At 63.8% G+C, this 23,994-nt stretch carries 22 protein-coding genes and 2 pseudogenes; 17 read left to right on the forward strand and 7 right to left on the reverse strand.

Translation table 11 applies throughout. From position 1 onward, the window contains the following. Positions 1–77: 77 nt before the first annotated feature. Positions 78–685: pseudogene (locus AC1PPK_RS16000) on the reverse strand (transposase). A gap of 202 nt (positions 686–887) precedes the next feature. Between AC1PPK_RS16000 and AC1PPK_RS16005 the strand changes: the two are divergent. The 6 genes from AC1PPK_RS16005 (at position 888) to AC1PPK_RS16030 (ending at position 6,799) form a co-directional block, all read left to right on the forward strand. Continuing rightward, positions 888–1,517 carry a DUF6928 family protein gene (locus tag AC1PPK_RS16005; protein ID WP_481114020.1) on the forward strand — a complete coding sequence of 210 codons (630 nt, stop codon included), beginning with the start codon at positions 888–890 and terminating at the stop codon, positions 1,515–1,517. 352 nt (positions 1,518–1,869) lie between these two features. Further along, positions 1,870–3,336 carry a group II intron reverse transcriptase/maturase gene (gene ltrA / locus AC1PPK_RS16010; protein WP_481114021.1) on the forward strand — a complete coding sequence of 489 codons (1,467 nt, stop codon included), beginning with the start codon at positions 1,870–1,872 and terminating at the stop codon, positions 3,334–3,336. 535 nt (positions 3,337–3,871) lie between these two features. Next, entirely contained in the window at positions 3,872–4,408 is a 537-nt protein-coding gene (locus AC1PPK_RS16015) for a GrpB family protein (RefSeq protein ID WP_481114022.1), read from the forward strand. Between the two features lie 151 nt (positions 4,409–4,559). Further along, complete coding sequence (locus AC1PPK_RS16020) at positions 4,560–5,069, forward strand: transposase (protein ID WP_481114023.1); 510 nt, start codon at positions 4,560–4,562, stop codon at positions 5,067–5,069. Positions 5,070–5,738: 669 nt separating this feature from the next. After that, complete coding sequence (locus AC1PPK_RS16025) at positions 5,739–6,029, forward strand: hypothetical protein (RefSeq protein WP_481114024.1); 291 nt, start codon at positions 5,739–5,741, stop codon at positions 6,027–6,029. A gap of 18 nt (positions 6,030–6,047) precedes the next feature. Next, a protein-coding gene (locus AC1PPK_RS16030; RefSeq protein ID WP_481113852.1) for an IS5 family transposase occupies positions 6,048–6,799 on the forward strand; the annotation gives its coding sequence in 2 pieces (ribosomal slippage) (positions 6,048–6,375 and positions 6,375–6,799; 753 coding nt in all). 428 nt (positions 6,800–7,227) lie between these two features. Here AC1PPK_RS16030 and AC1PPK_RS16035 read toward each other — a convergent pair. Continuing rightward, positions 7,228–8,925, reverse strand: coding sequence for a transglycosylase SLT domain-containing protein (locus AC1PPK_RS16035; RefSeq protein ID WP_481114025.1), 1,698 nt, complete (start codon positions 8,923–8,925; stop codon positions 7,228–7,230). A gap of 213 nt (positions 8,926–9,138) precedes the next feature. On the opposite strand from AC1PPK_RS16035, the gene AC1PPK_RS16040 reads away from it, so the two are divergent. Further along, positions 9,139–10,095, forward strand: a complete 957-nt coding sequence (locus AC1PPK_RS16040; protein ID WP_481114026.1) for a diguanylate cyclase — start codon at positions 9,139–9,141, stop codon at positions 10,093–10,095. A gap of 8 nt (positions 10,096–10,103) precedes the next feature. Here AC1PPK_RS16040 and gloB read toward each other — a convergent pair whose 3' ends face one another. Then, the gene (gloB, locus tag AC1PPK_RS16045) at positions 10,104–10,865 is read right to left on the reverse strand and encodes a hydroxyacylglutathione hydrolase (protein ID WP_481114027.1); all 762 of its coding nucleotides are present in this window, start codon (positions 10,863–10,865) and stop codon (positions 10,104–10,106) included. Between the two features lie 36 nt (positions 10,866–10,901). Between gloB and AC1PPK_RS16050 the strand changes: the two genes are divergently transcribed. Genes AC1PPK_RS16050 through dnaQ form a run of 3 tightly spaced genes read left to right on the forward strand, consistent with a single transcriptional unit; the run spans position 10,902 to position 12,851 of the window. After that, positions 10,902–11,672: a class I SAM-dependent methyltransferase gene (locus tag AC1PPK_RS16050; protein ID WP_481114028.1), complete on the forward strand. Its 771-nt coding sequence runs from the start codon at positions 10,902–10,904 to the stop codon at positions 11,670–11,672. Continuing rightward, a complete protein-coding gene (rnhA, locus tag AC1PPK_RS16055) occupies positions 11,659–12,129 on the forward strand; it encodes a ribonuclease HI (protein ID WP_481114029.1) in 471 nt (156 codons plus the stop codon). Before AC1PPK_RS16050 ends, rnhA begins: the two co-directional genes overlap by 14 nt. Continuing rightward, positions 12,126–12,851 (forward strand): DNA polymerase III subunit epsilon, encoded by a 726-nt coding sequence (dnaQ, locus tag AC1PPK_RS16060; protein WP_481114030.1) that lies wholly within the window; start codon positions 12,126–12,128, stop codon positions 12,849–12,851. The genes rnhA and dnaQ overlap by 4 nt, the downstream gene beginning before the upstream one ends. 81 nt (positions 12,852–12,932) lie before the next feature. Here the strand turns inward: dnaQ and AC1PPK_RS16065 are convergent, their stop codons facing one another. Both AC1PPK_RS16065 and AC1PPK_RS16070 read right to left on the reverse strand, forming a co-directional pair. After that, positions 12,933–14,039, reverse strand: a complete 1,107-nt coding sequence (locus AC1PPK_RS16065; protein ID WP_481114031.1) for an NAD(P)/FAD-dependent oxidoreductase — start codon at positions 14,037–14,039, stop codon at positions 12,933–12,935. Beyond that, positions 14,039–14,791: a fused MFS/spermidine synthase gene (locus tag AC1PPK_RS16070; protein WP_481114032.1), complete on the reverse strand. Its 753-nt coding sequence runs from the start codon at positions 14,789–14,791 to the stop codon at positions 14,039–14,041. Before AC1PPK_RS16070 ends, AC1PPK_RS16065 begins: the two co-directional genes overlap by 1 nt. A 60-nt stretch (positions 14,792–14,851) precedes the next feature. Between AC1PPK_RS16070 and AC1PPK_RS16075 the strand changes: the two genes are divergently transcribed. Next, positions 14,852–15,154 (forward strand): hypothetical protein, encoded by a 303-nt coding sequence (locus AC1PPK_RS16075; protein WP_481114033.1) that lies wholly within the window; start codon positions 14,852–14,854, stop codon positions 15,152–15,154. Between the two features lie 6 nt (positions 15,155–15,160). Here the strand turns inward: AC1PPK_RS16075 and AC1PPK_RS16080 are convergent, their stop codons facing one another. Both AC1PPK_RS16080 and mutS read right to left on the reverse strand, forming a co-directional pair. Next, positions 15,161–16,129: a hypothetical protein gene (locus AC1PPK_RS16080; protein ID WP_481114034.1), complete on the reverse strand. Its 969-nt coding sequence runs from the start codon at positions 16,127–16,129 to the stop codon at positions 15,161–15,163. Next, on the reverse strand, positions 16,126–18,705 hold the full coding sequence (gene mutS, locus AC1PPK_RS16085) for a DNA mismatch repair protein MutS (RefSeq protein WP_481114035.1): 2,580 nt from the start codon (positions 18,703–18,705) through the stop codon (positions 16,126–16,128). Before mutS ends, AC1PPK_RS16080 begins: the two co-directional genes overlap by 4 nt. A gap of 187 nt (positions 18,706–18,892) precedes the next feature. Between mutS and AC1PPK_RS16090 the strand changes: the two genes are divergently transcribed. The 6 genes and pseudogenes from AC1PPK_RS16090 (at position 18,893) to AC1PPK_RS16115 (ending at position 23,956) form a co-directional block, all read left to right on the forward strand. After that, positions 18,893–19,582 (forward strand): protein-L-isoaspartate(D-aspartate) O-methyltransferase, encoded by a 690-nt coding sequence (locus AC1PPK_RS16090; protein ID WP_481114036.1) that lies wholly within the window; start codon positions 18,893–18,895, stop codon positions 19,580–19,582. A 6-nt stretch (positions 19,583–19,588) separates the two neighbouring features. After that, positions 19,589–20,257 (forward strand): annotated as a pseudogene (locus AC1PPK_RS16095) (Mut7-C RNAse domain-containing protein); the annotation flags it as partial. A gap of 120 nt (positions 20,258–20,377) precedes the next feature. After that, positions 20,378–21,940 (forward strand): glutamine-hydrolyzing GMP synthase, encoded by a 1,563-nt coding sequence (gene guaA, locus AC1PPK_RS16100; RefSeq protein ID WP_481118232.1) that lies wholly within the window; start codon positions 20,378–20,380, stop codon positions 21,938–21,940. 257 nt (positions 21,941–22,197) lie between these two features. Next, the gene (locus AC1PPK_RS16105) at positions 22,198–22,350 is read left to right on the forward strand and encodes an antitoxin Xre/MbcA/ParS toxin-binding domain-containing protein (protein WP_481114037.1); all 153 of its coding nucleotides are present in this window, start codon (positions 22,198–22,200) and stop codon (positions 22,348–22,350) included. A gap of 258 nt (positions 22,351–22,608) precedes the next feature. Next, positions 22,609–22,821, forward strand: coding sequence for a hypothetical protein (locus tag AC1PPK_RS16110; RefSeq protein ID WP_481114038.1), 213 nt, complete (start codon positions 22,609–22,611; stop codon positions 22,819–22,821). A gap of 25 nt (positions 22,822–22,846) precedes the next feature. Then, entirely contained in the window at positions 22,847–23,956 is a 1,110-nt protein-coding gene (locus AC1PPK_RS16115) for a VIT1/CCC1 transporter family protein (protein WP_481114039.1), read from the forward strand. Positions 23,957–23,994 lie beyond the last annotated feature (38 nt).

A 23,994-nucleotide genomic window follows, 5' to 3' on the forward strand; every position in this document is an offset into this window, starting at 1 on the left:
CAGGTTAGCCAGGCTCTCTGCTGGTCGGTCTGACCTGTTCGTCTATCGCTGATGTGCAGTTGCCATTGCTCGGTGACTCAGCCCCGTTGCCAGGCCTGTGGGTTGTAGGACTCGCCCTTCGCCAGCACCGCCCACAGTTGCCGGGCGTGCTTGTTGGCGATGGCGACCAAGGTCTTGTGGTAGCCGATCCGTCCGTTGAGCACGACGATCCACTGTTGCAGACGAGTCAGCTTTTCAGGAGATTCACGCCGCTGCTTTCGAAGCGTCGCCGCCAAGACGCTACGCGCACCTTGCACAAGCAGAGTGCGCAAGTAGTCGTCCCCTCGCCGCGTGATCCGACCAAGCTTCGTCTTGCCCCCGCTGCCCGACTGACTGGGCGCGAGGCCGAGCCACACTCAGCATCAGCTCTGTCGTTCTTGACCGACTGGCGCTTGCGATAGGGGCGGACGAACTCGGCAGCCATCAGGCGCGGAGCCAAGCCCAGACGCTGCGCCGTGCGGCCCCAATGGTGGGCGCTGCCACACGCTTCCATACCGATCACTGTGCCCGTCGGCAGCGTGCTGAGCCACGTCAGAAAGCCCGATCGGTTGAACTCCAGCCGTTCCACGATCCGACCGGTGCAGTCTGCCACGCAGGCCACGAAGACGTTCTTTGCCAGATCCACACCAACAGTCGTAGTATCCATTTTGACTTCCCTCCTCGCCGTAAAGAATGAACTTCAGCAATTCAATCTTGGCACCGAGATGCTGGGTGGCAAGCCCACCGGGCGGGTGGGGGAAGTCCTTTTGTAGTCGTCCAAGCCGACGCCGCTTCGCGGCGCGGCTTAACTCAGGCGTCGGGCCGCTTTAACCTACAGAGGGAACTGATCTATGGGCGCGAAGACTTGGATGCTCGTACTTGCAGACTCGAATGCACGTGAAGCACTCGCTGCCGAGCCTTCTTTGGACCGGGAGGCAACCCAGAAGCTGGCCGATACTCTCTTCCCTGGCGAGAAGCTCGAACCAATTGGGGATGGCGATCTTTCCTACACATGTCCGCCAGACAATGAAGTGCATATAGGCTGCTTTCAGGGAGTATCGGTGGTCGCAGCGAAAGAATTCGGCATCGATTACCCCTCAAAGCTGCCCCAGAGGTTCATCGCTGCTGGTGGCAACGGAACAGTCACGCTTCACGCTATGCACAGCGTGGTTGATTGGTTTGCGTACGCGACGTGGGCAAACGGAAAGCTAGTGCGTTCCCTGAGCCTGTCCCCGGATAGCGGCATCATGGAGGACATCGGACTGCGCTGGCATTTTGAAAAGCCGTACTGGTCTGGAGAGCATCCCGCTGTTGATAGTGAAGAAGAAAAAGACAGTTACCCGTTTCCGTTTCACCCTCTGGAACTCGGGGAGGCAACTTTGAAGGAGCAGTTCGGCTATCAGCTTGAGGGCTATATCGATTCCTCCCTGCTTGAGCCTGAGTCAATTCCTTTGGTTCGCTACAAGCGTTCCCGCTCGCCGTGGTGGAAGTTTTGGTGACGAGGCCCAACCCATCAATCGAGCTGACCTCGCGCGAAAAGCCGCGCGAGGCCGCTCATTTCAGACGTGTGCGCCGGGCATGGCGCGTTACTTCGTCGGTGTAAGTCCGATGGCCAGGTTTTCGCAGAGCCGAAGGCAAGGAGAAGGGCAAGGGCGTCGTCGCGAGGCGGGGTCTGAAGGAAGCTCAATCCGAAACTGTGGGGCGATGAACAAAAACCGGATATGAGGCGTGATGTACCTGGGGCGAGCGGGCACGTGACCGCGAAGCCCTCCATCTGCGGTTGGGGTACATTTTGTAAATCCGGCGTCTATGCAGTGAAGGTAACGTGTCTTACCCCGGGAGACCTCCCCGGTGCTTCAGAAGATCGAAGCTGGGCGGCTGGTAACGGCCGCTGAATACCGTGGAGGAGTCAGCAGAGGGCATAGTAGGCGGGCTGCCCCTGCCGAAGGCCCGAACGATGAGAGAGAAAGGACCACGGTGAAGAGTGACGGGATTGCATCTGACCACCTGCCTCGGCAGGCTGCGGCGCTGCCGCAGGATGAACTCGTCGCTGGATTACCGGGACGCCCGGACTCGATTCCATCCCAAGCGTTGCTGGCCCAAGTGTTGGAGCGGGCCAACCTGCAACGCGCTTTGAAGCAAGTGCGCCAGAATAAGGGCGCGCCGGGCATCGACGGCATGACTGTTGATGAACTGCCGGAGTACCTGAAACAGCACTGGCTGGAAATTCGAGTGCAACTGGAGGCGGGGCAGTATCGACCGCAACCGGTCAAGCGCGTGGAAATCCCCAAGCCGGACGGGAAGATGCGCAAACTGGGCATCCCTACCGTGCTGGACCGTTTCATACAGCAAGCCATTGCCCAAGTGATCTCGGCGCAATGGGAACCGCACTTCCACCCCAACAGCTACGGCTTCCGACCGGGGCGCTCAGCCCATGAGGCAGTACGTCATGTGCAGGCGTGCATCCGGGCGGGCTATGGCTGGGTGGTGGATATGGACCTGGAAGCCTTCTTTGACCGGGTCAATCAGGATCGGCTCATGGTGCGGCTGAAAAGCCGTTGCCCGGACGCCGATCTGCTACGCCTGATCAACCGCTTCCTCAAGGCCGGCGTGAGTGTGGAGGGCAAACTCGAACCCACTCATACGGGCGTGCCGCAAGGCGGTCCTCTGTCGCCGGTCTTGGCCAACGTGGTGCTGGATGAACTGGATTGGGAGCTGGACCGACGCGGCCACTGGTTTGCCCGATATGCTGACGATGCCAATATTCTGGTGAAGAGTCAGCGGTCGGGAGAGCGGGTGATGGCGAGCGTGGCACGCTATGTCAGTGACTCACTGCGGCTCACAGTGAATCCGCTGAAAAGCGCGGTGGATCGGCCCATAAACCGCAAGTTTTTGGGCTTCACGGTCAGCCGCAACGGTGCCAAGCTGAAGGTGGCGGACAAGCCGCTAGAGAAGCTCAAGGACCGGGTGCGGGAACTGACCCGCCGTACAAGAGGCACCAGTTTGAAAGTGATCGTGGCAGAGCTGAGAGAAACCCTGCTTGGCTGGAAAGCATACTTCGGCATCGCCGAGGTGTTGAGCCCTCTACGCGACGTGGACAAATGGGTACGGCGCAAGTTGCGCTGCTACATCTGGAAGCAATGGGGATCGGCCGGCTACCGGGAACTACGCAAGCGCGGGGTCTCCGTGCGCGAAGCGTGGAACACCAGCAAGTCGGCCCATGGCCCGTGGCGGTTATCGAAGACACCGGCATTGACCGTTGCACTGCCACTGCGCTTCTTCGAATCACTGGGACTACCGAGCCTTGCGCCCCGGTAGGAATTCAACTCATCGAACCGCCGGATACGTGACCCGTACGTCCGGTGGTGTGGGAGGGAGGAGCCGCGAGGCTTCTTCCTATCCCGATTGGGCGTCATTAGTCGCACTTCGCGGGAGTGTCTATAGGTGAGTCCTATCGTGTGTCCACAGCACGGCCCATCGCCGTCATGCCTCATTTGTAAGCATCTTCGAGAGCAATCCGGGTTGGGCTATTACGCTATCGAAGCAACCGACACAGAACCTGCGCAAGCGTGGTGCGAGGAATGCGACCGTCTATTGGCAAAGGAACGCGGCTGGACAGCTCTCGCAGATCAATGCGCCGACTGGCAACTCTTCTGTAGCTCTTGCTACGAGAATCGGTTGCGGGCAAATCATCTGCTCAGTTGGGTTGAGGGTACCTCACCAGATGACTGAGAGCATGACGCCCAACCTCTCGGCCAACCGGACCGCCTGCAAGCTGCGCTTGCGGGTTCCCTCCGTCCTTCGGGCTCCGGCGGCCGGTTACCGTGAACGTTATGCATCTTGAGGCAGTGCAGTGACGGAAGATGAATCTCTGGAGCGAGCGATACACGAGGACGTGGCGCTGTGCCCGTACGACCCTGAGTGGCCGTTTCTTTTCCTCGCTGAGCGTGAACGCCTCTTCTCGCTGTTTCCGTTGCTACTTCTCGATATCCAGCACTTTGGAAGCACCGCCATCCCAGGCATGTCCGCCAAGCCAATCATCGACATTCTGGCCGGCGTTGAATCAATGGCTGTGGCGGAGTCACTTGTCGAACCGCTCCTCAGGTCAAGCTACACCACATCGGCAGAGTTCAACGCAACGCTCACAGACCGGCGCTGGTTCATGCGCTGGGCCAACGGGCGGCGTACGCATCACCTTCACGTTGTCGTCCTCGGTGGTACCGAATGGCGCCAACGTTTGCACTTCCGCGATGTATTGCGCTCCGATCCAGAAATCTCAAATCGCTACTCACTTCTCAAGACTGAGCTTGCAGTTCAGCACAGAACAGATAGAGAGGCCTATACGCGTGCAAAAACGGAATTCGTACTTTCGGTGGTGCGAGACGCATAACATGGCGCTCAACCTAGCTCCCTTTGGTCGCTGGACGCTGCGCGATAAAGTCGCGCAGCGCCGGTTAGCTAATGAAATGGACTCCCCCACCCCGTAGCGTGACACTGAGGCCCAAGTAGCCATGGGGCTGAGATCACCAGGAGGAAGTGCCATGAAACAGCTTGTCCGCATCGGTCTCGACATTGCCAAATCCGTCTTCCAGCTCCACGGTGTCGATAGCCACGGCAAACCGGTCTGCAAAAAGACCTTATCCCGCGGCGAAGTCCTGACCTTCTTCGTCAGCCCCTACCGCAAGAGCGGCAAGAACGACGCCAACGATGCCGAAGCGATCTGCGAAGCCGTGGGCCGGCCCAACATGCTGAACGGGCGGCAGTTTGCCGCCTGGTTGGGGCTCACGCCCCGGCAAAGCTCCAGCGGCGGCAAGACCCGGCTTGGCGCCATCAGCAAGCGAGGGGATGTGGTGCTGCGGACCTTGCTGATTCACGGCACGAGATCAACCTTGCGCCTGACGGCCGGCAAGGAGGACAGGAAAAGCCGCTGGGCCGAGGCCCTGAAATCGAGAGCATGCAACAATGTGGCTGCTGTTGCCTTGGCGGCCAGGAATGCCCGGATCATCTGGGCGATGCTTGCTCGGGGAACCGAGTACCGAGTGGCCGCCTGAACCATACAGGCTGTCGATCTTCAACCGCAGTACCAGTGATTTCCCACCGTAGGTTTGCGAGCGAAAGTGTTGATGGGATGACGGATCGAACCGACACGGAAAGAGCCTGATAACGTTGTTGGCCGCGCCAGACCGTTTAACTAATAAGGCTTCCGTAGTGCGTATGTCATCAGGGCCGGCGCCGACGGGTGCCATAGTAGGCCGGATAGATTCCTGCAGGCTTGTCCATCAAACCAACAGCACATTCATCTTGCAAAATCGGGGGAGTCCATAGATAGATACAACGTTATGCGTGAAGAGGTCCGCGCTCTAGCTGCGCTAGGTCGCTTGCCAGCCGAGGAGGGCGTCGCCCTCGAATTGATTGAACGATACGAGATTGCTTTCAAGGCCATCTCGCGCCCTGTCAGTGATGAGGAAGCGCGGGCGCTCCTGGAAATTTTCGGCCCGGATGATTGCTTTGGGCTTGCTTGGTCTTTGCTCCATCTGGTCGAGACGGCACCTGGATGGCCATTGCGAGACGCAATTGGTCGCGCGGGTCCGCTGTGGGGAGAGGAGCTACGTATGCGCTGTATTCGTGCAGGAGTCTGGTGAGGTCGCCAAAGACAGCGCATAACCTACCATTGGAGCGGATCGTCTTTGGCGTCCGCTCACTTTCACGTTGAGAGGGCCATGGACGCCTGGGAGTTTGATGCACCGAAAGACTACTTGGCGATTTCGCTGCGCGAGATTGCTGAAGGTCGTTCGCCTATTCTCCATGTGAGTCACAACCTGAATGATGGCGCGTGGCAGTTTCTCGGCTGGGACACTCCTAAAATTGAAGATGCTGTCCGAGTCTGCCTAGAGTCTGTTGACAATTACTGTTCTGCAAATGCCGATGGCGTGTGCTTGTCAATTCGCCGTGCACATTCAATGACTTGCCGAGGGGCTGTTCACTGCGGGCAAGTTGTGGTCATATCCTGACTTTTCGGCAGAGTCAGGATGGTACGTGTGTGGTTGCGTGACGATCAGTTTGAGCGGATAGCCGCGTTGCTGCCAGGCAAGGCCAGCGATCCAGGGCGCACGGCGGCAGATAACCGGCTGTTTGTTGAGGCGGTGTTATGGATTGCTCGGACAGGCAGTCCGTGGCGCGATCTGCCCCCGCAGTTCGGCCCCTGGAATAGTGTCTATCAGCGCTTTGCGCGCTGGTCGCGCAGCGGCGTGTGGCATCGTGTTTTCGCCCAGCTGGCCCAGGATGCGGATTTTGAAGAGGTCTTCATCGACAGCACGATTGTGCGTGCCCACCAGCATGCAGCCGGCGCACTCAAAAAAAAGGCGATCAAGCGCTCGGGCGATCCCGCGGCGGATTGAGTACAAAGATTCACGCCCTGGTGGAGGGGCTCGGATCGCTCGCCCGCTTCTGTTTAACCGGCGGCGAAGCCGGCGACAGCCCACAGGCTCTGCCCCTGCTGGGGGGGCTACAGCCCGCGTCGCTCAGTGCGGACAAGGCCTACGACACCGATGCCATCCTCCGGCATCTCGCCGATCAAGGCATCGAGGCCGTCATCCCGCCGCGCAGCCATCGCCGTGTCCAACGCCATTTCGATCGTCATCAATACAAGAATCGCAACTTGATCGAGCGCTTTTTCTGCCGCATCAAGCAATTTCGCCGCGTCGCCACACGTTACGACAAACTCGCCGAACGCTTCGCCTCTTTCGTCGCAATCACTGCCGCCGTCATATGGCTGGCATGATTGTCAACAGACTCTAGAGGATATCGTCGCACTTGATGGCTCGGTGCGGGAGCTCGCGGCTTTGCCGTTCGGTTGGCATGCGTGGCGTCGCACAGCTGTCGAGCCGTGGATAAAAGAGCCCAATCCAAATGCTGAAAAATCAAATGCATAAGGGCGCTATTGGTTCCAACAGTGCAGTCAGCTGGACTGCTTCCACGCGGCGCGTCCTGGCTGGCTGCAACATACAACCGGTTGCCCCGGTTTCCTTCAGTCGTGCCGCTACTGGGCATTCCACTGCTTGGAAGATATGCCGGAATCCAGTCATGGATCTCCGGCTCTCTTGCCAGGGCTGGTGCATCTCCTTTTGAGGCGGACATCGCCAAGCTTTGGTGGGCGCGAGTTGCTGGCACCCGATATGCATTCCTGAGGCACCCGGCGGGCGCCGGTCTTCAATGATGCTTTTTGTCCTTGCCGGCGCTGTCCTTCGCGTCCTTGGACTTGCTGCCACCGTCCTTCTTGTCTGCCTTGTGGCCACCTTCCGCCTTGCTGTCAGCGGGCTTGTCCTTCCCGGCGGCTTTTTCCTTGCCTTGGGATTTTTCGTGGGTGGCTGGCTTCTCCTTGGCGGAGGGCTTGTCCTTGCCGGAGTCCTTTTCCTTTGCAGACGAAGCGGATTTGTCTTTTGCGGAGGATTTTTCGGAGGCGGGCTTTTCGTCCTGCTTGTCGGCGTCCTTGTTCTTCCCGTGCTTGCCGTGCGGGGCTTCCTTCTCCTGTTCCCTGTCCTTGGCGGGCGTGGCTTCGGCCCTGCCATGGGCGAACGGTTTGATCGGCGATCCGCCGACCGGCACCTTGCGTTCGATCACTGTCGCCCTGCCGTTGCGGCCGCGTATGACGGTGCGCTGGACGATGAAGCTGGGGGGCTCGACGGCACCGGCCTGGGGCTTGGTCGGCAGCATGTTGGCGAGGGTGATGCGCTCGCCGTCGCTTTCTGACGGTACGATCAGCGTGTAGCCGGTGCCGATGCGTGCCCGCGGTGACAGGCCATTGACCTGGCGCAGGCGGCTGGCGGAGATGCCCAGCCGGTCGGCGACGCCTTCGAGGGCTTCGCCTTCCTGCAGTTCGTAGGTCTTCCAGCTGGCGCTGGCCGGGTCGTGCTTTTCGAGGTTGCTGAGGAAGACGTTGACCTTGTTGGCGGGGATGATCAGCGACTGGGTGCCGTTGGTCGGCAGCACCGGGCGCTTGTAGCCGGGGTTGAGGGCGAGGATTTCCTCCACCGGCGTCTCGGCCAGGCGGGCTGCCGTCGCCAGGTCGAGGGGGACGCGGCTCTCGACGGTGGCGAAATAGGGCCGGTTGGGAATCGACGGCAGGGTGATGCCGAACAGCTCCGGCTGGGCCACGATGTTTTTCAGCGCCTGCAGCTTGGGCACGTAGTAGCGCGTTTCGCCCGGCATGTTGAGGTACTGGTACTCGGTCGGCTGGCCGGCAGCCCGGTTCTTGGCCACCGCCCGGCCCACCGCGCCTTCACCCCAGTTGTAGGAGGCGAGGGCCAGCTGCCAGTCGCCGTGCATCTCGTAGATGTACTGGAGGTAGTCCAGCGCGGCGTTGGTGGAGGCGATCACGTCGCGCCGCTCGTCCACCCACCAGTTCTGTTCCAGCCGGTAGGTCTTGCCGGTGGACGGCACGAACTGCCACAGGCCAGAGGCCTGGGCGGAGGACAGGGCCATCGGGTTGAAGGCGCTCTCCACCATCGGCAGCAGGGCCAGCTCGGTGGGCATGCCGCGGCGCTCCAGCTCCTCGACGATGTAGTAGAGGTAGCGCTGGCCGCGGCTGAAGATCTGGCGCAGGGCGGCGGGGCGGTTGATGTAGTAGATCTGCCGGTCGGTCACCAGGTCGGTGTTTAGGTCCGGCATCGAGAAGCCGCGGCGGATGCGTTCCCACAGGTCGTCGGGTTCCACCGTCAGATCGATGGTCGGCACCTTGACATGCTGGTCCCGGATCTCGAAGGTTTGCGTCGTTGGCGACGCGCCGTTCGCATCGAGCAGCAGCGACGGGGCCTGGGCCAGTTGCTGCGGCGCCTGGCCGTTGTCGGCGGCAAGCGAGGGCGCAACCCAGGCTAGAGAAAGGAGCAGCGCGATAACTCTTGGGGACATCAGGATTCGTCGCGCAAAAAACAAAGGCGGGATTCTAGCTGTCGGTGCGTAAGGGGGTCAAACCGCGCGCCGCGCCATTCCGCAACAAATCCTTGCGCACTGTAGGGTTGGGGGAACGCCATTACCAGCCCATTTAGGGCACAATCCGCCTGCAGGGAGCCGTGCCCGGCTCCTTTTCGACTTGATTCCCAACTTATAGTCCGAGAGCGTTCAGTGAAAGCGTTGTTGATCGAGGATACCCTGACCAGTGCGACGCTGGTGTCCCATCAACTGCGCAAGATCGGGATCGAGCCCATCGTCGCGCGCAATGGCGAGAAGGGCATCGAGATGTTCAAGCAGGAACGTCCGGACCTCGTTCTGCTCGATATCATCATGCCGGGCATGGACGGTTTCGAGGTGGCGCGGCGTATCCGCCAGCTGGAGCAAGCCGGCGAATGGACGCCGATCCTGTTCCTTACCGCCCGTACCAGCGACGAAGACCTGGAAAAGGGGATTGCCGTCGGCGGTGACGACTACCTGATCAAGCCGGTGTCGGAAACCGTGCTGGCGGCCAAGGTGCGGGCCATGCAGCGCATCGCCCAGATGCGTTATTCGCTGTTGGTACTGACCCGCAAGCTGGACGAGGCTAACCAGGAGCTCACCCGGCTGTCGTCCCTCGATGGCCTGACCGCCATTCCGAACCGCCGCCAGTTCGACGACACGCTGCAGTCCGAATGGCGCCGTGCCTGTCGGCAGGGGCGTCCGCTGGCGCTGCTGTTCTGCGACGTGGATTTTTTCAAGCAGTTCAATGACAGCTACGGGCATCAGGTGGGCGACGAATGTCTGAAGGCGGTGGCTCGCATGCTGAAAGGCAGCCTGCGCCGCCCGGCCGACCTGGTGGCGCGTTATGGCGGCGAGGAGTTTGCGGTGATCCTGCCGGACACCGACATTGCCGGTGCGCTGCAGGTTGCAGAAGCCATGCGGTCTTCGGTGGAGGGCCTGGCCATCACTCACCGCTATTCCCGTGCGAACAAGGTGGTGACCATCAGCATCGGCGCCGCGTCCGTGGTGCCCGGGCGCGGCGATATCAACTCGGCGATGCTGGTCAAGGCTGCCGACGACGCGCTTTACCAGGCCAAGCAGAGCGGGCGGAATCGTATCGCCGCGGCGGCGGCCGTCACACTACCGTAGGCTGACGCCTAAAAGCGGTTTTTCCATTCCCGGATGGCCGCGAATACCTCGACCGGCGTCGTGAGGGCGTGTCCGGCCTGGGCTTCGGCCTGGCGGATCACCGCCGGCGCGTCGCTGCGCAGGAAGGGGTTGGTGTCGAGCTCGCCAGCCAGCAGGAAAGGAACCGTCGGCTGATCCGCCGCGCGCAGCGCCTCACTCGCGGCGATGCGTGCGGCGACGGCCGTATTGCCCGGCTCGACGGCTGCTGCAAAAGCCAGGTTCGACAGCGTGTACTCGTGCGTGCAATAGACCCGCGTGTCGCCCGGCAAGGCGGCCAGCTTGCCGAGGGAGGCGTACATCTGGGCCGGCGTGCCTTCGAAGAGCCGTCCGCAGCCCGCGGCGAAGAGCGTGTCGCCGCAGAGCAGGGCGCCTTCACCGTAATAGCCCACGTGGCCAGCGGTGTGACCCGGAATGTCCAGCACCTTGAAGGACGCACCGATGCCCGGTAGGCGGACTTCACCGCCTTCTGCCACCGGATGGCTGATGCCGGCGATGTTCTCCCGCGCCGGCCCATATACGGGTACCGGCGAAGCGGCGAGCAGCGCCGGCAGGCCGCCGACGTGGTCGGAATGGTGGTGGGTGACGAGGATGGCTTCGAGGCTCAGGCCTTCGTCAGCCAGGTAGCGGAGCACCGGCTCGGCGTCGCCCGGGTCCACGACGACGGCGTGACTCTCGGTGCGAAGGACCCAGATATAGTTATCGCGGAACGCGGGAAGAGGGATAATCTGCATCCGGTTATTGTAGTCGCTCCAGGTTCGCATCCGATAATGTCCCCTCCCGAATCCTTCCCCGGGCTGCACGCGTGGCTTGAGACCCCGCTGGGACGCTACGTGATGGCGTGGGAGAAGGCGCGTTTCGACATGCTGGTGGCGGACATCTTCGGCTACCACGCGGTGCAACTGGGTCTGCCGGAGTTCGATCTGCTGCAGGCCAACCGGATGCCTTTCCGTTTCCGCGCCGGGGCGGGCGAGGTGCAGGTGGAGCTCGATTATGCGGCGCTGCCCTTTGCCGCGGGCAGCCTGGATCTGGTCGTGCTCCCGCATGTATTGGAGTTCGCCGCCAACCCGCACCAGGTGCTGCGGGAGGTGGAGCGGGTGCTGGTGCCGGAGGGGCATGTGGTGATCGCCGGTTTCAATCCACTCAGCCTGTTCGGCATGAAGCGGCTGCTGGTCAGGGAAACCTGTGCCTATCCGTGGCACGGGCAGTACCTGTCCTTGCGGCGCATCAAGGACTGGCTGGCCTTGCTCAGTTTCGAGGCCAATTGCCAGGCCTCGGGCTGCTTCGTGCCGGCGATGGAGCAGGAGAAATGGATTGAGCGCCTGGCCTTCATGGATGGTGCAGGCGACCGCTGGTGGCCGATTGGTGGCGGGGTGTACATCATCCACGCCATCAAGCGGGTGCAGGGCATGCGGCTGATCATGCCAAAGTGGGAGCGCAAGGCAGCATCGCGTGCGCTGGCGCCCCTCATTCAGAAAGCGGGCCCTCGTCGGGAGGGCTCGCAGAAAACCCTGGTCGAGAAAGATTTTGGACGAGATTGATATTTATACGGACGGCGCCTGTTCGGGCAATCCGGGCCCGGGCGGCTGGGGCGCGATCCTGCGCGCCGGCCCCCACGAGAAGGAACTGTGGGGCGGCGAGCCCGCCACCACCAACAACCGGATGGAGCTGCTGGCGGTGATCCGCGCTTTGCAGGCGCTCAAGCGCCCGGTTGCGGCCAAGATCTATACGGATTCCCAGTACGTGCAGAAGGGCATTTCCGAGTGGATCCACGGCTGGAAGGCGCGGGGCTGGAAGACCGCCTCCAAGGAGCCGGTCAAGAACGAAGACCTGTGGCGCGCCCTCGACAGCGAGGCGTCCCGCCACCAGCTGCGCTGGCTGTGGGTCAAGGGCCATGCCGGCCATCCGGAGAACGAGCGGGCCGATGCCCTCGCGCGGCGCGGTGTGGAGGCCGTGCGCAAGACAGGAAAGACAGTGGATACAGGAGCAGCAGCATGAGGCAGATCGTTCTCGATACGGAAACCACCGGCCTGGACTGGAAGAACGGCGACCGGGTGATCGAAATCGGTTGCGTGGAGCTGATCGACCGTAAGCTGACCGGCCGCCACTATCACGTGTTCATCAACCCGCAGCGGGAGATCGATGCGGGGGCGATCGCGGTGCACGGCATCACCAACGAATTCCTGGTGGACAAGCCGCTGTTCAAGGACATCGTTGCCGAGTTCGAGGAATTCGTCGCAGATGGCGAGCTGGTCATCCACAACGCGTCCTTCGACGTGGGCTTCCTGAACCATGAGCTGAGCCTGCTGCGCCGGCCCCTGCTTACGGCGATCTGCCCGAGCGTGATCGACACCCTCAAACTGGCGAAGGAGCAGAACCCCGGCAAGAAGGCGTCGCTGAACGCACTGTGCAGCCTCTACGAGATCGACAACACGCACCGGACGCTGCACGGCGCCTTGCTCGATGCGGAGCTGCTCGCCGACGTGTACCTGGCCATGACCCGTGGACAGGAAAGTCTGATCATGATGCTCGACGAGCCGGCTGCCCAGACGGACGACGGAGATGCCGGCGGGCCCATCGAGCGCCCGCCGCTGCAGGTGCTGCGGGCAACGCCGGAAGAGCTTGAAGGCCACGACAAGGTGCTCGGCGAGATCGCCAAGGCCAACAAGGGCAAGTGTCTGTGGTTGCCGCCGGCGCCGGCTGAGGCGCCCGCGGCCTGAAACTCGAGGAGATGTCGGGTTACCCCAGGTTTCTTCGCCCCCGTGGGAGGCGGTCTGGGCGCAGCCCAGCCCTGAGGGCGCTCAGTGCTGGTTCAGCGCGGCCAGCACCGCATCCGCCAGCGCCAGGCAGCTCGTGAGGCCTGGCGATTCGATGCCGAACAGCTCGACGAGGCCGGGCGCGCCGAGTTCCCGCGGGCCGAGCAGCATGAAATCGGCGGCGGCCTCCTCGGGGCCGTGGATCTTCGGTCGCACGCCGGCATAGGCGGGCTGTAGCGCGCCATCCGGCAGGGCCGGCCAGTAGCGGCGCACGGCAGGGTAGAAGGATTCCGCACGGGTCGATGTCACGCCGTAGTCCGGCGCATCGATCCATTCCACGTCGGGGCCGAAGCGGGCCTGGCCACCCAGGTCCAGCGTCAGGTGCACGCCCAGCCCGGCGGCTTCCGGGATTGGGTAGATCAGGTGGCGGAACGGGGCCTTGCCTTGCAGCATGAAGTAATTGCCCTTGGCGAAGTGAGCCTTCGGCAGGCGGGCTGCTGCCAGACCATCAAAACGGCGGGCGAGCGGTACCGCGCCCAGGCCGGCGGCATTGACGACGCCGCGGGCCTGCAGCTTCATCCCCGCATTGCCGCCCACCTCAAGCACAAAGCCATCCCCGTTGCGCTCGCCGCGCAGCACCGGGCTGTGGGTGGCGAGCGTGGCGCCGGCCGCTTCCGCGTCGCCGAGCAGGGACAGCATCAATGCGTGGCTGTCGATGATGCCGGTGTCTGGCGACAGCAGCGCGCCGACGCAGCGCAGTTGCGGTTCGAGCGCGATGGCCTCGTCGGCGTGCAGCCGGCGCAGGCCCGTCACGCCGTTGGCCGCGGCACGGCTCGCAATGGCGTCCAGTTGCGGCAACTGGGCGTCGTCCGTCGCCACCAGCAGCTTGCCGGTGCGGCGGTGGGGAATGGGGCGCTCGGCGCAGTAGGCGTACAAGGCCTGGCGGCCCGCTACGCACAGGCGCGCGCGCCAGGAGTTCGTCGGGTAATAGAGCCCGGCATGGATCACCTCGCTGGAGCGGCTTGAGATGCCGCTGCCGAAACGTTCCGTGGCTTCGAGGATCAGCACTTCACGTCCAGCCTGGGCGAGGGCGCGGGCACAGGCCAGGCCGACGACCCCAGCGCCGATCACCACGCAGTCCACGCGCTCCATCAGAAGGCGATCCGGCCATCCGGCAATTGACCCGATTTCTCCAGCCGTTTGAGGCTCGGCTTGAGGTCGAGGCCGCTGGCGGCCTTGAGCTGCGCGGCGCGTTCGAGGAGTGCGGCCAGCGTGGTGTCCACCGGATTGCCGCCGCGGGCGAAGGCCACCACGTTGCCGCTGGGGCAGGGCGGCAGCGCGAACACGCGCCCGTCGAAGGCCTCGCCCAGGCGCTTGAGCTGCGTCTTGAAACCGCGGATCTGCCCGAACAGGTTGACGCTCAACAGGCCGTTAGGCGACAGCCGCGCCTTGCAGGCCTCGTAAAAGGCCTGGCTGGCAAGTTCGCCGGCGCGGGCATTGCGATCGAAGCCATCCACTACGATCAGGTCCCATTGGCTGTCATCGTTGGCGACAAAATGCGCGCCGTCGCCGAGCATCACTTGCAAGCGCTCGTCCTCGGGCGGCAGGCGGAAATACTGGCTGGCCACCGCGTGGACTTCCGGTGCGATCTCGACGACGGTCGTGCGGGCCTGGGGCAGGTGGCGATGGATGAACTTGGCGATGGAGCCGGCACCGAGGCCGATCAGCAGCACCCGTTCCGGCCAGGGCTCGGCCCTCAGCAGCAGGCCAGCCATCATCTCGCGGGTGTATTCGAGTTCGAGTGCGTCCGGTTTGCGGATGCGCATGGCGCCCTGCACCCACACCGAGCCGAAATGCAGGTAGCGGACGCCGGATTCTTCGCTGATATCGATGGGTACGGTCATGACGATTTGTTTGTTGCGCTGCGGTAAGATGGGCTTGAAATCATTGCGGAGCCTTACACCATGGCCACCTTCGAAAACCACGACGCGGAACTTCTGTCCATCGACCTGGAAATCGCCCGCCTGGCCCAGCTGTGCGACATCAGCCTGCTGGAGCCCGGCATCGCCGAGGCCGTGCTACGCGGCGACCAGAGCCTGTGCCCGTCGGAGAACCCGGTTGCCTGGGGCAAGCTTCGCGGCTTGTTGGTGCTGCATTATCACGTGGTCAGCGAAGTCGCGGCGACCGATGGCGTCGACGCGGCGGCCGACAGTGTACGGCGGGCGCTGGAACTGGTCATGGGGCGCATGAATCCGCAGCAGCGCTAACGCATTTCAGTTGGCGTTGTCTGCCCGGGCCGGGCTGTAAGGGAGCACGGTATAGCGGAACAAGGGCAGCCGCCCCGGCTCCACGTCCACCTTCACCCAGCCCATGAAGGGGGAACCGAACGTTTCCAGGCGGGTGAAGTTCTGTACCACTTCCCCGCTGGCCGGATCGCGCAGAGGTTTGTCGATGCGCTGGAAGTGCGTGTCGCCGTGCACCAGCAGGACCTCGCCGGCAAAGTGCTTCGTCTCGGCGAGGATCTGCTCCAGCTGCGCCCGGTAGCCCTTGTTGGGCTTGCCCTGGCTGAACTCTTCGATATCCGGGTTGGCCTGCATCGCCAGCATGACGCCTTCGAGGCCCCGGCTGCGGGCCAGCGCAAAGCCGTCGGCAATCCAGGCTTTCAGTGCCGCGCTGCGTTGCATGTATTCATCGCTGGGCTGGTTGCCGCGACCGTAATTGTTGTCGCTGCCGGGCACATTGAGGGACAGGAACAATACGGGGCCGATCTGCCAGCGCAGGTTCTCGCGGTAAGCCGCATGCTCGGGCACGCTGGCCTGGGACTCCACTTTCATCCGGTTATGTCCCAGCGTCCGGCCCGGTTCGGCAAAGAACATCCGGCGCAGCGTGGCGAGCCGCTCCAGCGGGTCGTAACCGCCGTTGCTGCTGCGGTGGCAGTCGGTCCATTCGTTGTCGCCGAAGGCGAAGACGAGCGGATGGAAGCTGGTCTGGAACAGCTGCAACCGGTCTTCGAACAAGGCGTCGTCGCAGCGCTCGCCGCCGTTCTTGATGTCGCCGTCGTGGAGCACGAACTTGAGCGGCTCGGCATTCATCTCGGCGATCAGGCCGGGCAGGGCGAGGCGCTCGAAGCGGTTGTACGGCGTATCGCCGAACAGGCCGAAGCTGAACGGCTCGGCGGCGGACGCCGATAGCGCAAACAGCGCGGCAGAGCCGGCGAAGGCGAGGCGGGCGAGGATCTTCATGCGGTCAGGCGTTTGAGTTCGTAGAGGGCTTCGAGGGCTTCCCGTGGCGACAGGGCGTCCGGGTCGATGCCCGCCAGCGCGCCGAGTACCGGGTGGCCGGTGGTTTCGGGCTCTTCCGGCGGCAGGCTGGCGAACAGGTCGGCTTGCGGGCCGGCGCTGATCTCGCGGTTCTCCAGCGCCCGCAGGCGGCGCTTGGCGTCGCGCACCACGGCCGCTGGAATGCCCGCCAGCGCGGCCACCTCGATCCCGTAGCTCTGGCTGGCAGGGCCTTCCTCCAGCGCGTGCAGGAAGACGATGCCATGGTTGTGCTCGACGGCGTCCAGGTGCACGTTGGCGCACTCCGGGTAATCCTGGGCCAGGCGGGTGAGCTCGAAATAGTGGGTGGCGAACAGCGTCCAGCAGCGGTTCTTGTCGAGCAGGTGGCGGGCGATGGCCACTGCCAGCGCGACGCCGTCAAAGGTGGAGGTGCCGCGGCCGATCTCGTCCATAAGCACCAGGCTCTGGTCGGTGGCGCCGTGCAGGATGGCGGCCGCCTCTGTCATCTCGACCATGAAGGTGGAACGGCCGGAAGCCAGGTCGTCCGAGGCGCCGATGCGTGTGAAGATCGCATCGACCGGGCCGATGCGCGCCGTGCTTGCCGGCACGAAGCAGCCTACGTGGGCGAGTAGAACGATCAGCGCGACCTGGCGCATGGTGGTCGATTTACCGCCCATATTGGGACCGGTGATCAGCAGCATGCGGCGGGTCGGGTCGAGGCGGGTGTCGTTGGCGATGAAGTTCTCCACCTGCCGTTCGACCACCGGATGGCGGCCGCCGACGATCTCGATGCCCGGCTGCTCGCTGAACGCCGGCATCGCATAGTTGTAGCGCGCCGCCGCTTCGGCAAAGGCCGACAGGCCGTCGAGCAGCGCGCAGGCGCGGGCGATGCGCTGGAAGCGCGGAATGTCGCCGGCGAGCTGGTCCAGCACGCCTTCGTACAACAGCTTCTCGCGGGCGAGGGCGCGCTCCTGGGCCGACAAGGCCTTGTCCTCGAAGGCCTTCAGTTCCGGCGTGATGAAGCGCTCGGCGTTTTTCAGGGTCTGGCGGCGGCGGTAGTCTTCCGGCAGCTCGCCTTTGGCGGCGTTGGCCGCGGAGATCTCGATATAGAAGCCATGGACCCGGTTGAACTCGACCTTCAGGTTGGCGATGCTGGTGCGCTCGCGCTCGCGGGCTTCCAGTTCCAGCAGGAAGGCGCCGCAGTTGGTCTGGATGCCGCGCAGCTCATCCAGGTCCGAATCGAAGCCTGCGGCGATAACGCCGCCGTCGCGTAGCACGGTGGACGGCTCAGGCGCGATCGCGCGGCTCAGCAGGTCGAGGGCTGCGTCCGGCGTGGCCAGTTCGTCGAGCATGTGCCCGAGCAGCGGTGCCTGCGGTGTGCCGAGGGCCGCGCGCAGCTCGGCCAGGCGGCCGAGGCTGTCGCGCAGCGCCGACAGATCCCGCGGACGGGCGCTGCGCAGCGCAACGCGGGCGGTGATCCGCTCCACGTCCGACACGCCGCGCAGGATGCGGCGCACCGGTTCCACCGGGCCTTCGCCCAGCTCACCCACCGCCACGTGGCGGTGGGCAGCGGCCGAGCGATCACGTAGCGGGTGGTGCAGCGCGTGGCGCAGCCAGCGGGAACCCATGCTGGTCGCGCAGGTGTCGAGCAGCGACAGCAGCGTTGGCGCAGCTTCGCCGCGCAGGGTTTCGGTGAGCTCGAGGTTGCGCCGCGTGGCGGCGTCCAGACGCAGGTAAGCGCTGTCCCGCTCGGCGACAAGGGCTGTGATGTGGGCCAGGGCCTGGCGCTGGGTGGCACGGGCGTAGTCGAACAGCGCCGCGGCGGCGGCGAGGGCCACCGGCATCTCGTCGGCGCCGAAGCCGGCCAGATCGCGGGTGCCGAAGTGGGCGGTGAGCAGGCGGCGGGCGGTTTCGGCATCAAACTGCCAGTCGGCCAGGCGGCGCAGGCTGGGGGCCAGGTGCTCCAGCAGCGGCAGACGCAGGCCATCGGGGATCAGCACTTCGGCCGGGCGCAGGCGCTCGAACTGGGCGGCCAGTTGCGGCGCATCGCATTCGAGCACGCGGAAATCCCCGTTGGCGAGGTTGAGCCAGGCCAGGCCCAGCACGCCCCGGTGCAGGTTGATGGCGAGCAGCGGCGCATCGGCCTTGTCGTCGAGAAGCGCCGCGTCGGTGAGGGTGCCCGGCGTGACGATGCGCGACACCGCGCGCTCCATCGGCCCCTTGGTGGCGCCCGGGTCGCCGACCTGTTCGGCAATGACCACCGACTCGCCCATCTTCACCAGCCGTGCCAGATATTGCTCGACCGCATGATGCGGCACGCCGGCCATCTTGATCGGCTGCCCGGCGGAGCTGCCGCGGGTGGTCAGCGTGATGTCCATCAGCCGCGCTGCTTTCTCGGCGTCCTCGAAGAACAGCTCGTAGAAATCGCCCATCCGGTAGAAGAGAAGGGTGTTGGGGTGCTCGTACTTGATGCGTAAGTACTGCTGCATCATTGGAGTATGGCCCTGCAGGAGCTCTTCGAGCGACTTCTGGTTGCCCATTTGTTCTTTTGTAATCAATCTATTGCCCAACTCTTCTAAAACTTGCCCGGCCTGCGGGCGAAGGAAAATCGTGCCGATTGCGCCGTTCGGCGTAACTTTTGGCGTAACCCGATAGTCTACCGGGGCAGGCGGTGCTGATCCACGGCGGCATTGCATCTTTTCCACATACGGGCAGGAGGTGCGGCGGATGCCCAGGTTTCCGGATGACTGTGGCAAGGGTGGCCGGGCGCGGATGCTGGCGGACATCGCAGACGAACTGGCGGCCACCCGTTGGGAGACGGGGCTGGATGCGCTGGCCCCGCGCGTTCTGGCCGCCTTGGCGACGGTGCCACGGGAAGCCTTCGTGCCGGAGGACGTGCGCTACCTGGCTTTTCGTAACGGACCGGTGGGTATCGGCCACAGCCAGACGATCTCGCAGCCCTTCATCGTGGCGTTGATGACCGAACTGCTCGCGCCGCGTGCTGGGCAGACGATCCTGGAGGTCGGCACCGGCTCTGGTTACCAGACCGCTGTGCTGGCCGAATTGGCAGGGCAGGTGTTCAGCGTGGAGATCATCGCGGCGCTGGCGCAGGAGGCGGGGCCTCGCCTCGCCGGCCTTGGCTACGCCAACGTGGAGGTCCGCCATGGCGATGGCTATGACGGTTGGCCTGAGCACGCACCTTACGACGGGATCATCGTCACCGCGGCGGCGCCGACCGTGCCGCCGCCTCTGGTCGAGCAACTCAAGCCCGGTGCGCGGTTGGTCATTCCGGTGGGCTTGAACCATGCCTTCCAGACGTTGAAACTCATCGAGAAACACGTGGATGGCGGCATCTCCAGCCGCAACGTGCTGACCGTCACTTTCGTACCGCTGACCCGGGATCTGCGGGACGACTGAGTCATCATGCACGTCCGCTTCCATTTTCTCGGTGTGCTGAATGACTTTCTGCCGAGGCCGCGGCGGGGGCGCCCGCTGGATGTCGAGTTCGTTCCGACTGCGACGCTCAAGCATGCCGTCGAGGTGCTTGGCGTGCCGCATACGGAAATCGGCATGGCGCGGGTGGGTGGGAAGCCAGCCGCGCTGGAAAACAGGCTGGAGGAGGGCGCGGAAGTCCGGTTGTATCCGGCTGATGCCTCGACGATGCCGCCAGGCGAGCTACGCTTCATCGCCGATGCCCACCTCGGCGCACTGGCCCACCGCCTGCGCATGGCGGGCTTCGATACCCTGTTCCGCAACGATTACGCCGACCCCGAAATCGCGGCTATCGCCAAGGATGAACAGCGCATCGTGCTGACCCGCGACCGGGCGCTGTTGATGCACAAGGCGATCGCCCGCGGCTGCTATGTGCATGCGCTCGAGCCGGATGCGCAGTTCCGCGAGTTGGCTACCCGGCTGCCGTTGGCACCGGCCTGCCGGCCGTTTTCCCGTTGCCTGGAATGCAATGCGCCGCTGCATCCGGTGCGGAAAGCCGATGTGCTGTCGCAACTGCCCGAATCGGTTCGCCTGAAGCACGAACGCTTCACCCGCTGCGAGGGCTGCGGGCGGGTGTTCTGGGAGGGGTTCCACTGGCGGCGCATGCGCGGCCTGCTGAGCGCCGTAGTCGATCGCGCAGGCGACAACGTTCAGGCAGGGCGTCCTGGCGCCTCAGACGCTATAATTCGCGATTACTCGTTTTCATCCAACGGAACCGCTGTGCACAAGAAAATCCTGATCCTCGATTTCGGCTCCCAGGTCACCCAGCTCATCGCCCGCCGCGTGCGCGAACAGCAGGTGTACTGCGAAATCCACCCGTACGACGTGTCGGACGACTTCATCCGTAACTTCGCGCCCCAGGGGATCATCCTGTCCGGCGGACCGAACTCGGTCTACGAGGCCACGGAATGGAAGGCGCCTCAGGCTGTCTTCGAGATCGGTGTGCCGGTTTTCGGCATCTGCTACGGCATGCAGACCATGGCTAGCCAGCTCGGCGGCAAGGTCGAGAGCTCCGGCAAGCGCGAGTTCGGCTACGCCGAGATCCGTGCCCGTGGCCATTCCGAGCTGTTCCGCGGCATTCAGGATCGGACCAACGACGAAGGCCATGGCCTGCTGGACGTGTGGATGAGCCATGGCGACAAGGTCACCGAGCTGCCGCCGGGCTTCAAGGTCATCGCCTCCAACGAATCCACGCCGCTGGCCGCGATGGCCGACGAAGTGCGCAAGTTCTACGCCGTACAGTTCCACCCGGAAGTCACGCACACCATCAAGGGCAAGGACATGATTGCCCGCTTCGTGCACGAGATCTGCGGCTGTGAGCACGACTGGAACATGCCGGACTACGTGAACGAAGCCATCGAGAAGGTCCGCGCCCAGGTCGGCACCGACGAGGTGATCCTCGGCCTGTCCGGCGGCGTCGACTCCTCCGTGGTTGCCGCGCTGCTGCACAAGGCCATCGGTGACCAGCTCACCTGCGTGTTCGTGGACAACGGCCTGCTGCGCCTCAATGAAGGCGAGATGGTCATGCAGATGTTCGCCCGCAACCTGGGCGTCAAGGTCATCCACGTGGACGCCACCGAGCAGTTCATGGGCCACCTGAAGGGCGTCTCTGATCCCGAAGCCAAGCGCAAGATTATCGGCCACGAGTTCGTCGAAGTCTTCCAGGCCGAAGCCGCCAAGCTGCCCAGCGCCAAGTGGCTGGCCCAGGGCACCATCTACCCGGACGTGATCGAATCCGCCGGCGCCAAGACCGGCAAGGCCCACGCCATCAAGAGCCACCACAACGTCGGCGGCCTGCCGGAAACCCTCAACCTCAAGCTGCTCGAACCGCTGCGCGAACTGTTCAAGGACGAAGTCCGCGAACTGGGCATCGCCCTCGGCCTTCCACATGAAATGGTCTACCGCCACCCGTTCCCCGGCCCCGGCCTGGGCGTGCGCATCCTCGGCGAGGTGAAGAAGGATTACGCCGACCTGCTGCGCCGCGCCGACGCGATCTTCATCGACGAACTGCGCGCCGCCGACTGGTACGACAAGACCAGCCAGGCCTTCGCCGTCTTCCTGCCGGTGAAGAGCGTCGGCGTGATGGGCGACGGCCGCACCTACGAGTACGTCGTCGCGCTGCGCGCCGTGCAGACCCAGGATTTCATGACCGCCCACTGGGCCGAACTGCCCCACAGCCTGCTCGGCAAGGTCAGCAACCGCATCATCAACGAAGTCCGCGGCATCAACCGCGTGGTGTACGACATCAGCGGCAAGCCGCCTGCAACTATCGAGTGGGAGTGATCCCAATGTTGCCGACGGCTGTCGGCAGTCGTGAGTAGCTTAGTAAGAACCCCGGCATTTGCTGGGGTTTTTGCTTTCAGGGACCACTGCATGGTCGCCAGGCACCCCAAGCCCCGACTATTGGGTGAGCGTCTTCTGGCGCCGGCGGATGTGTATCGGGTCGTGTCGCGCCGGACGTGGATTCGGCGCAAGTCCGAGGGGGGCCTCACGAGCACCGAGTTCGATGGGCTGTACCGGATGCTCCGCTGGCAGAGTTGGTGTTTGGCGATGCCCGGCGTGCCAGCGACTGGTGGCATTCCCCGAGAATGCGCCTCGATGACGCGACGCCGATGGATTTCGCGACCGACTCCCTCGGTTTCGAGGCCATCGAAAACTGGCTTCACGAGATTGACCAGGGGTATTTCGCTTGATCCTGTGGCGGATCAGCAATTACGCCGATCTGTCGGGGGTAAGGGGCCTCGTCCATCACGGGCGTTGGTCCCCTTCATCCAGCGGCCCTGGATTGCAGGATCATTTCGGCCGCTCGCTATCCTTTTGACGAACGGCTGTTGTCGAAGTGGCTTAAGCGGTTCCCATTTGCGGCGCACCGCCCACTCTTGATCCAGCCCAATATTTGCGTCGATCTGACGGTGGTAGACTACCCACCTCGGGCTTGATACTTGAATACGATGAGTTCATATCCGATCGACGTGATCAATCAGGCGTTGCATGCCCACGACCCCGATTGCGCTTACTGGCTGGAGCGCATCAATGCCTTGTTGAGGGATCCGGCCAACGGTCTGCACCGCAAGGCGCTGGAGCATACGCGGGATTATCTCGAGGATGCTTCCGGACTGGCTGATGGAGCCTGCGGCCGTCCCCCCAGCGACGACTGCCAATAGCCTCAACGGCTGGAGGGTGCCGGCCATGGACAAGGATGTCGAGCGTTACTACCGGAACTGGCGTGACGAACAGGACGGCGCCGCCCTGTATGCCGGACTGGCCGGTGCCGAAACCGATCCTGTACGCCAGGACCTGTTCCACCAGTTGTCCCAAGCCGAACTGAGCCACGCGGCCCACTGGCGTGGCAAGCTTGATGAAGCAGGTATCGGCGTCGAAGCCCATGCGCCGGGGCTGCGCACGCGAATGCTGGTGTGGCTGGCCCGGCGCTTCGGGCCGCACTTCGTGTTGCCGGCCCTGGCCACGGCGGAGTTCGCCGATCGCGACAAGTATGCCGGCCAGCCGGATGCGGAGGCCTTGTCCGGTGAGGAGCGTTCTCACGCGGCGATCATCGAGGCAGTCAATCGGCGGGGCGGGCATGTCGGCGCCGATATTGCGCGGGCCGAGCGTTGGCATGGCCGTGGTTCGGGCAACGAGTTGCGTGCGGCTGTGCTCGGCGCCAATGACGGCCTGGTCTCCAGCCTGTGCCTGGTGATGGGGGTTGCCGGTGCGGGGGCGTCGCCCAATACCATCCTGCTGACCGGTCTGGCCGGCCTCATCGCAGGGGCGGTCTCGATGGCGCTGGGGGAGTGGCTGTCGGTGACGAATGCCCGCGAATTCGCGTCTGCCCGCGTCGCTCAGGAGCGCCAGGAACTGGAGGAAAACCCGGAGGCCGAGCGCAAGGAACTGGCGTTGATCTTCCAGGCGAAGGGCCTGGCCCGTGCGGACGCCCAGCGGGTGGCCCACGACATGATGCGCGATCGAGATACGGCCCTCGATACGTTGGTGCGAGAGGAACTCGGCATCGATCCCGCCGAGATGGGCGGCAATCCGTGGAGCGCCGCGGCGGTGTCCTTCGCGTTGTTTGCGACCGGTGCGATCTTCCCCGTGCTGCCGTATTTCTTTACCGGCGGTTCGCCGGGCTTGGCCTGGAGCCTGTCCCTCAGCACGGCAGGACTGGGCGGGATAGGGCTGGCGACGTCCCTGTTCAGCGGGCGTGGCGCCGTGTATTCGGTGGTGCGGCAGATCCTGATCGGCGCGGCAGCGGCCGGCGTGACTTACGGCAGCGGTGCTTTGATCGGCGTGTCCATCGGCTGAAAGGCGCGTCTTGTCTTGCGTTCGGATGAACGGAGGTT

The organism is Zoogloea sp. JDB1 (genome assembly GCF_056724025.1).

What these genes read in the sequence shown, in the direction of transcription:
- AC1PPK_RS16005 (WP_481114020.1), top strand. Translation starts at nt 888, where the DNA reads ATGCTCGTACTTGCAGACTCGAATGCACGTGAAGCACTCGCTGCCGAG.
- AC1PPK_RS16020 (WP_481114023.1), top strand. Translation starts at nt 4,560, where the DNA reads ATGAAACAGCTTGTCCGCATCGGTCTCGACATTGCCAAATCCGTCTTC.
- AC1PPK_RS16025 (WP_481114024.1), top strand. Translation starts at nt 5,739, where the DNA reads ATGGACGCCTGGGAGTTTGATGCACCGAAAGACTACTTGGCGATTTCG.
- AC1PPK_RS16035 (WP_481114025.1), bottom strand. Translation starts at nt 8,925, where the DNA reads ATGTCCCCAAGAGTTATCGCGCTGCTCCTTTCTCTAGCCTGGGTTGCG.
- gloB (WP_481114027.1), bottom strand. Translation starts at nt 10,865, where the DNA reads ATGCAGATTATCCCTCTTCCCGCGTTCCGCGATAACTATATCTGGGTC.
- AC1PPK_RS16050 (WP_481114028.1), top strand. Translation starts at nt 10,902, where the DNA reads ATGTCCCCTCCCGAATCCTTCCCCGGGCTGCACGCGTGGCTTGAGACC.
- dnaQ (WP_481114030.1), top strand. Translation starts at nt 12,126, where the DNA reads ATGAGGCAGATCGTTCTCGATACGGAAACCACCGGCCTGGACTGGAAG.
- AC1PPK_RS16065 (WP_481114031.1), bottom strand. Translation starts at nt 14,039, where the DNA reads ATGGAGCGCGTGGACTGCGTGGTGATCGGCGCTGGGGTCGTCGGCCTG.
- AC1PPK_RS16070 (WP_481114032.1), bottom strand. Translation starts at nt 14,791, where the DNA reads ATGACCGTACCCATCGATATCAGCGAAGAATCCGGCGTCCGCTACCTG.
- AC1PPK_RS16075 (WP_481114033.1), top strand. Translation starts at nt 14,852, where the DNA reads ATGGCCACCTTCGAAAACCACGACGCGGAACTTCTGTCCATCGACCTG.
- AC1PPK_RS16080 (WP_481114034.1), bottom strand. Translation starts at nt 16,129, where the DNA reads ATGAAGATCCTCGCCCGCCTCGCCTTCGCCGGCTCTGCCGCGCTGTTT.
- mutS (WP_481114035.1), bottom strand. Translation starts at nt 18,705, where the DNA reads ATGGGCAACCAGAAGTCGCTCGAAGAGCTCCTGCAGGGCCATACTCCA.
- AC1PPK_RS16090 (WP_481114036.1), top strand. Translation starts at nt 18,893, where the DNA reads ATGCCCAGGTTTCCGGATGACTGTGGCAAGGGTGGCCGGGCGCGGATG.
- AC1PPK_RS16110 (WP_481114038.1), top strand. Translation starts at nt 22,609, where the DNA reads ATGAGTTCATATCCGATCGACGTGATCAATCAGGCGTTGCATGCCCAC.
- AC1PPK_RS16115 (WP_481114039.1), top strand. Translation starts at nt 22,847, where the DNA reads ATGGACAAGGATGTCGAGCGTTACTACCGGAACTGGCGTGACGAACAG.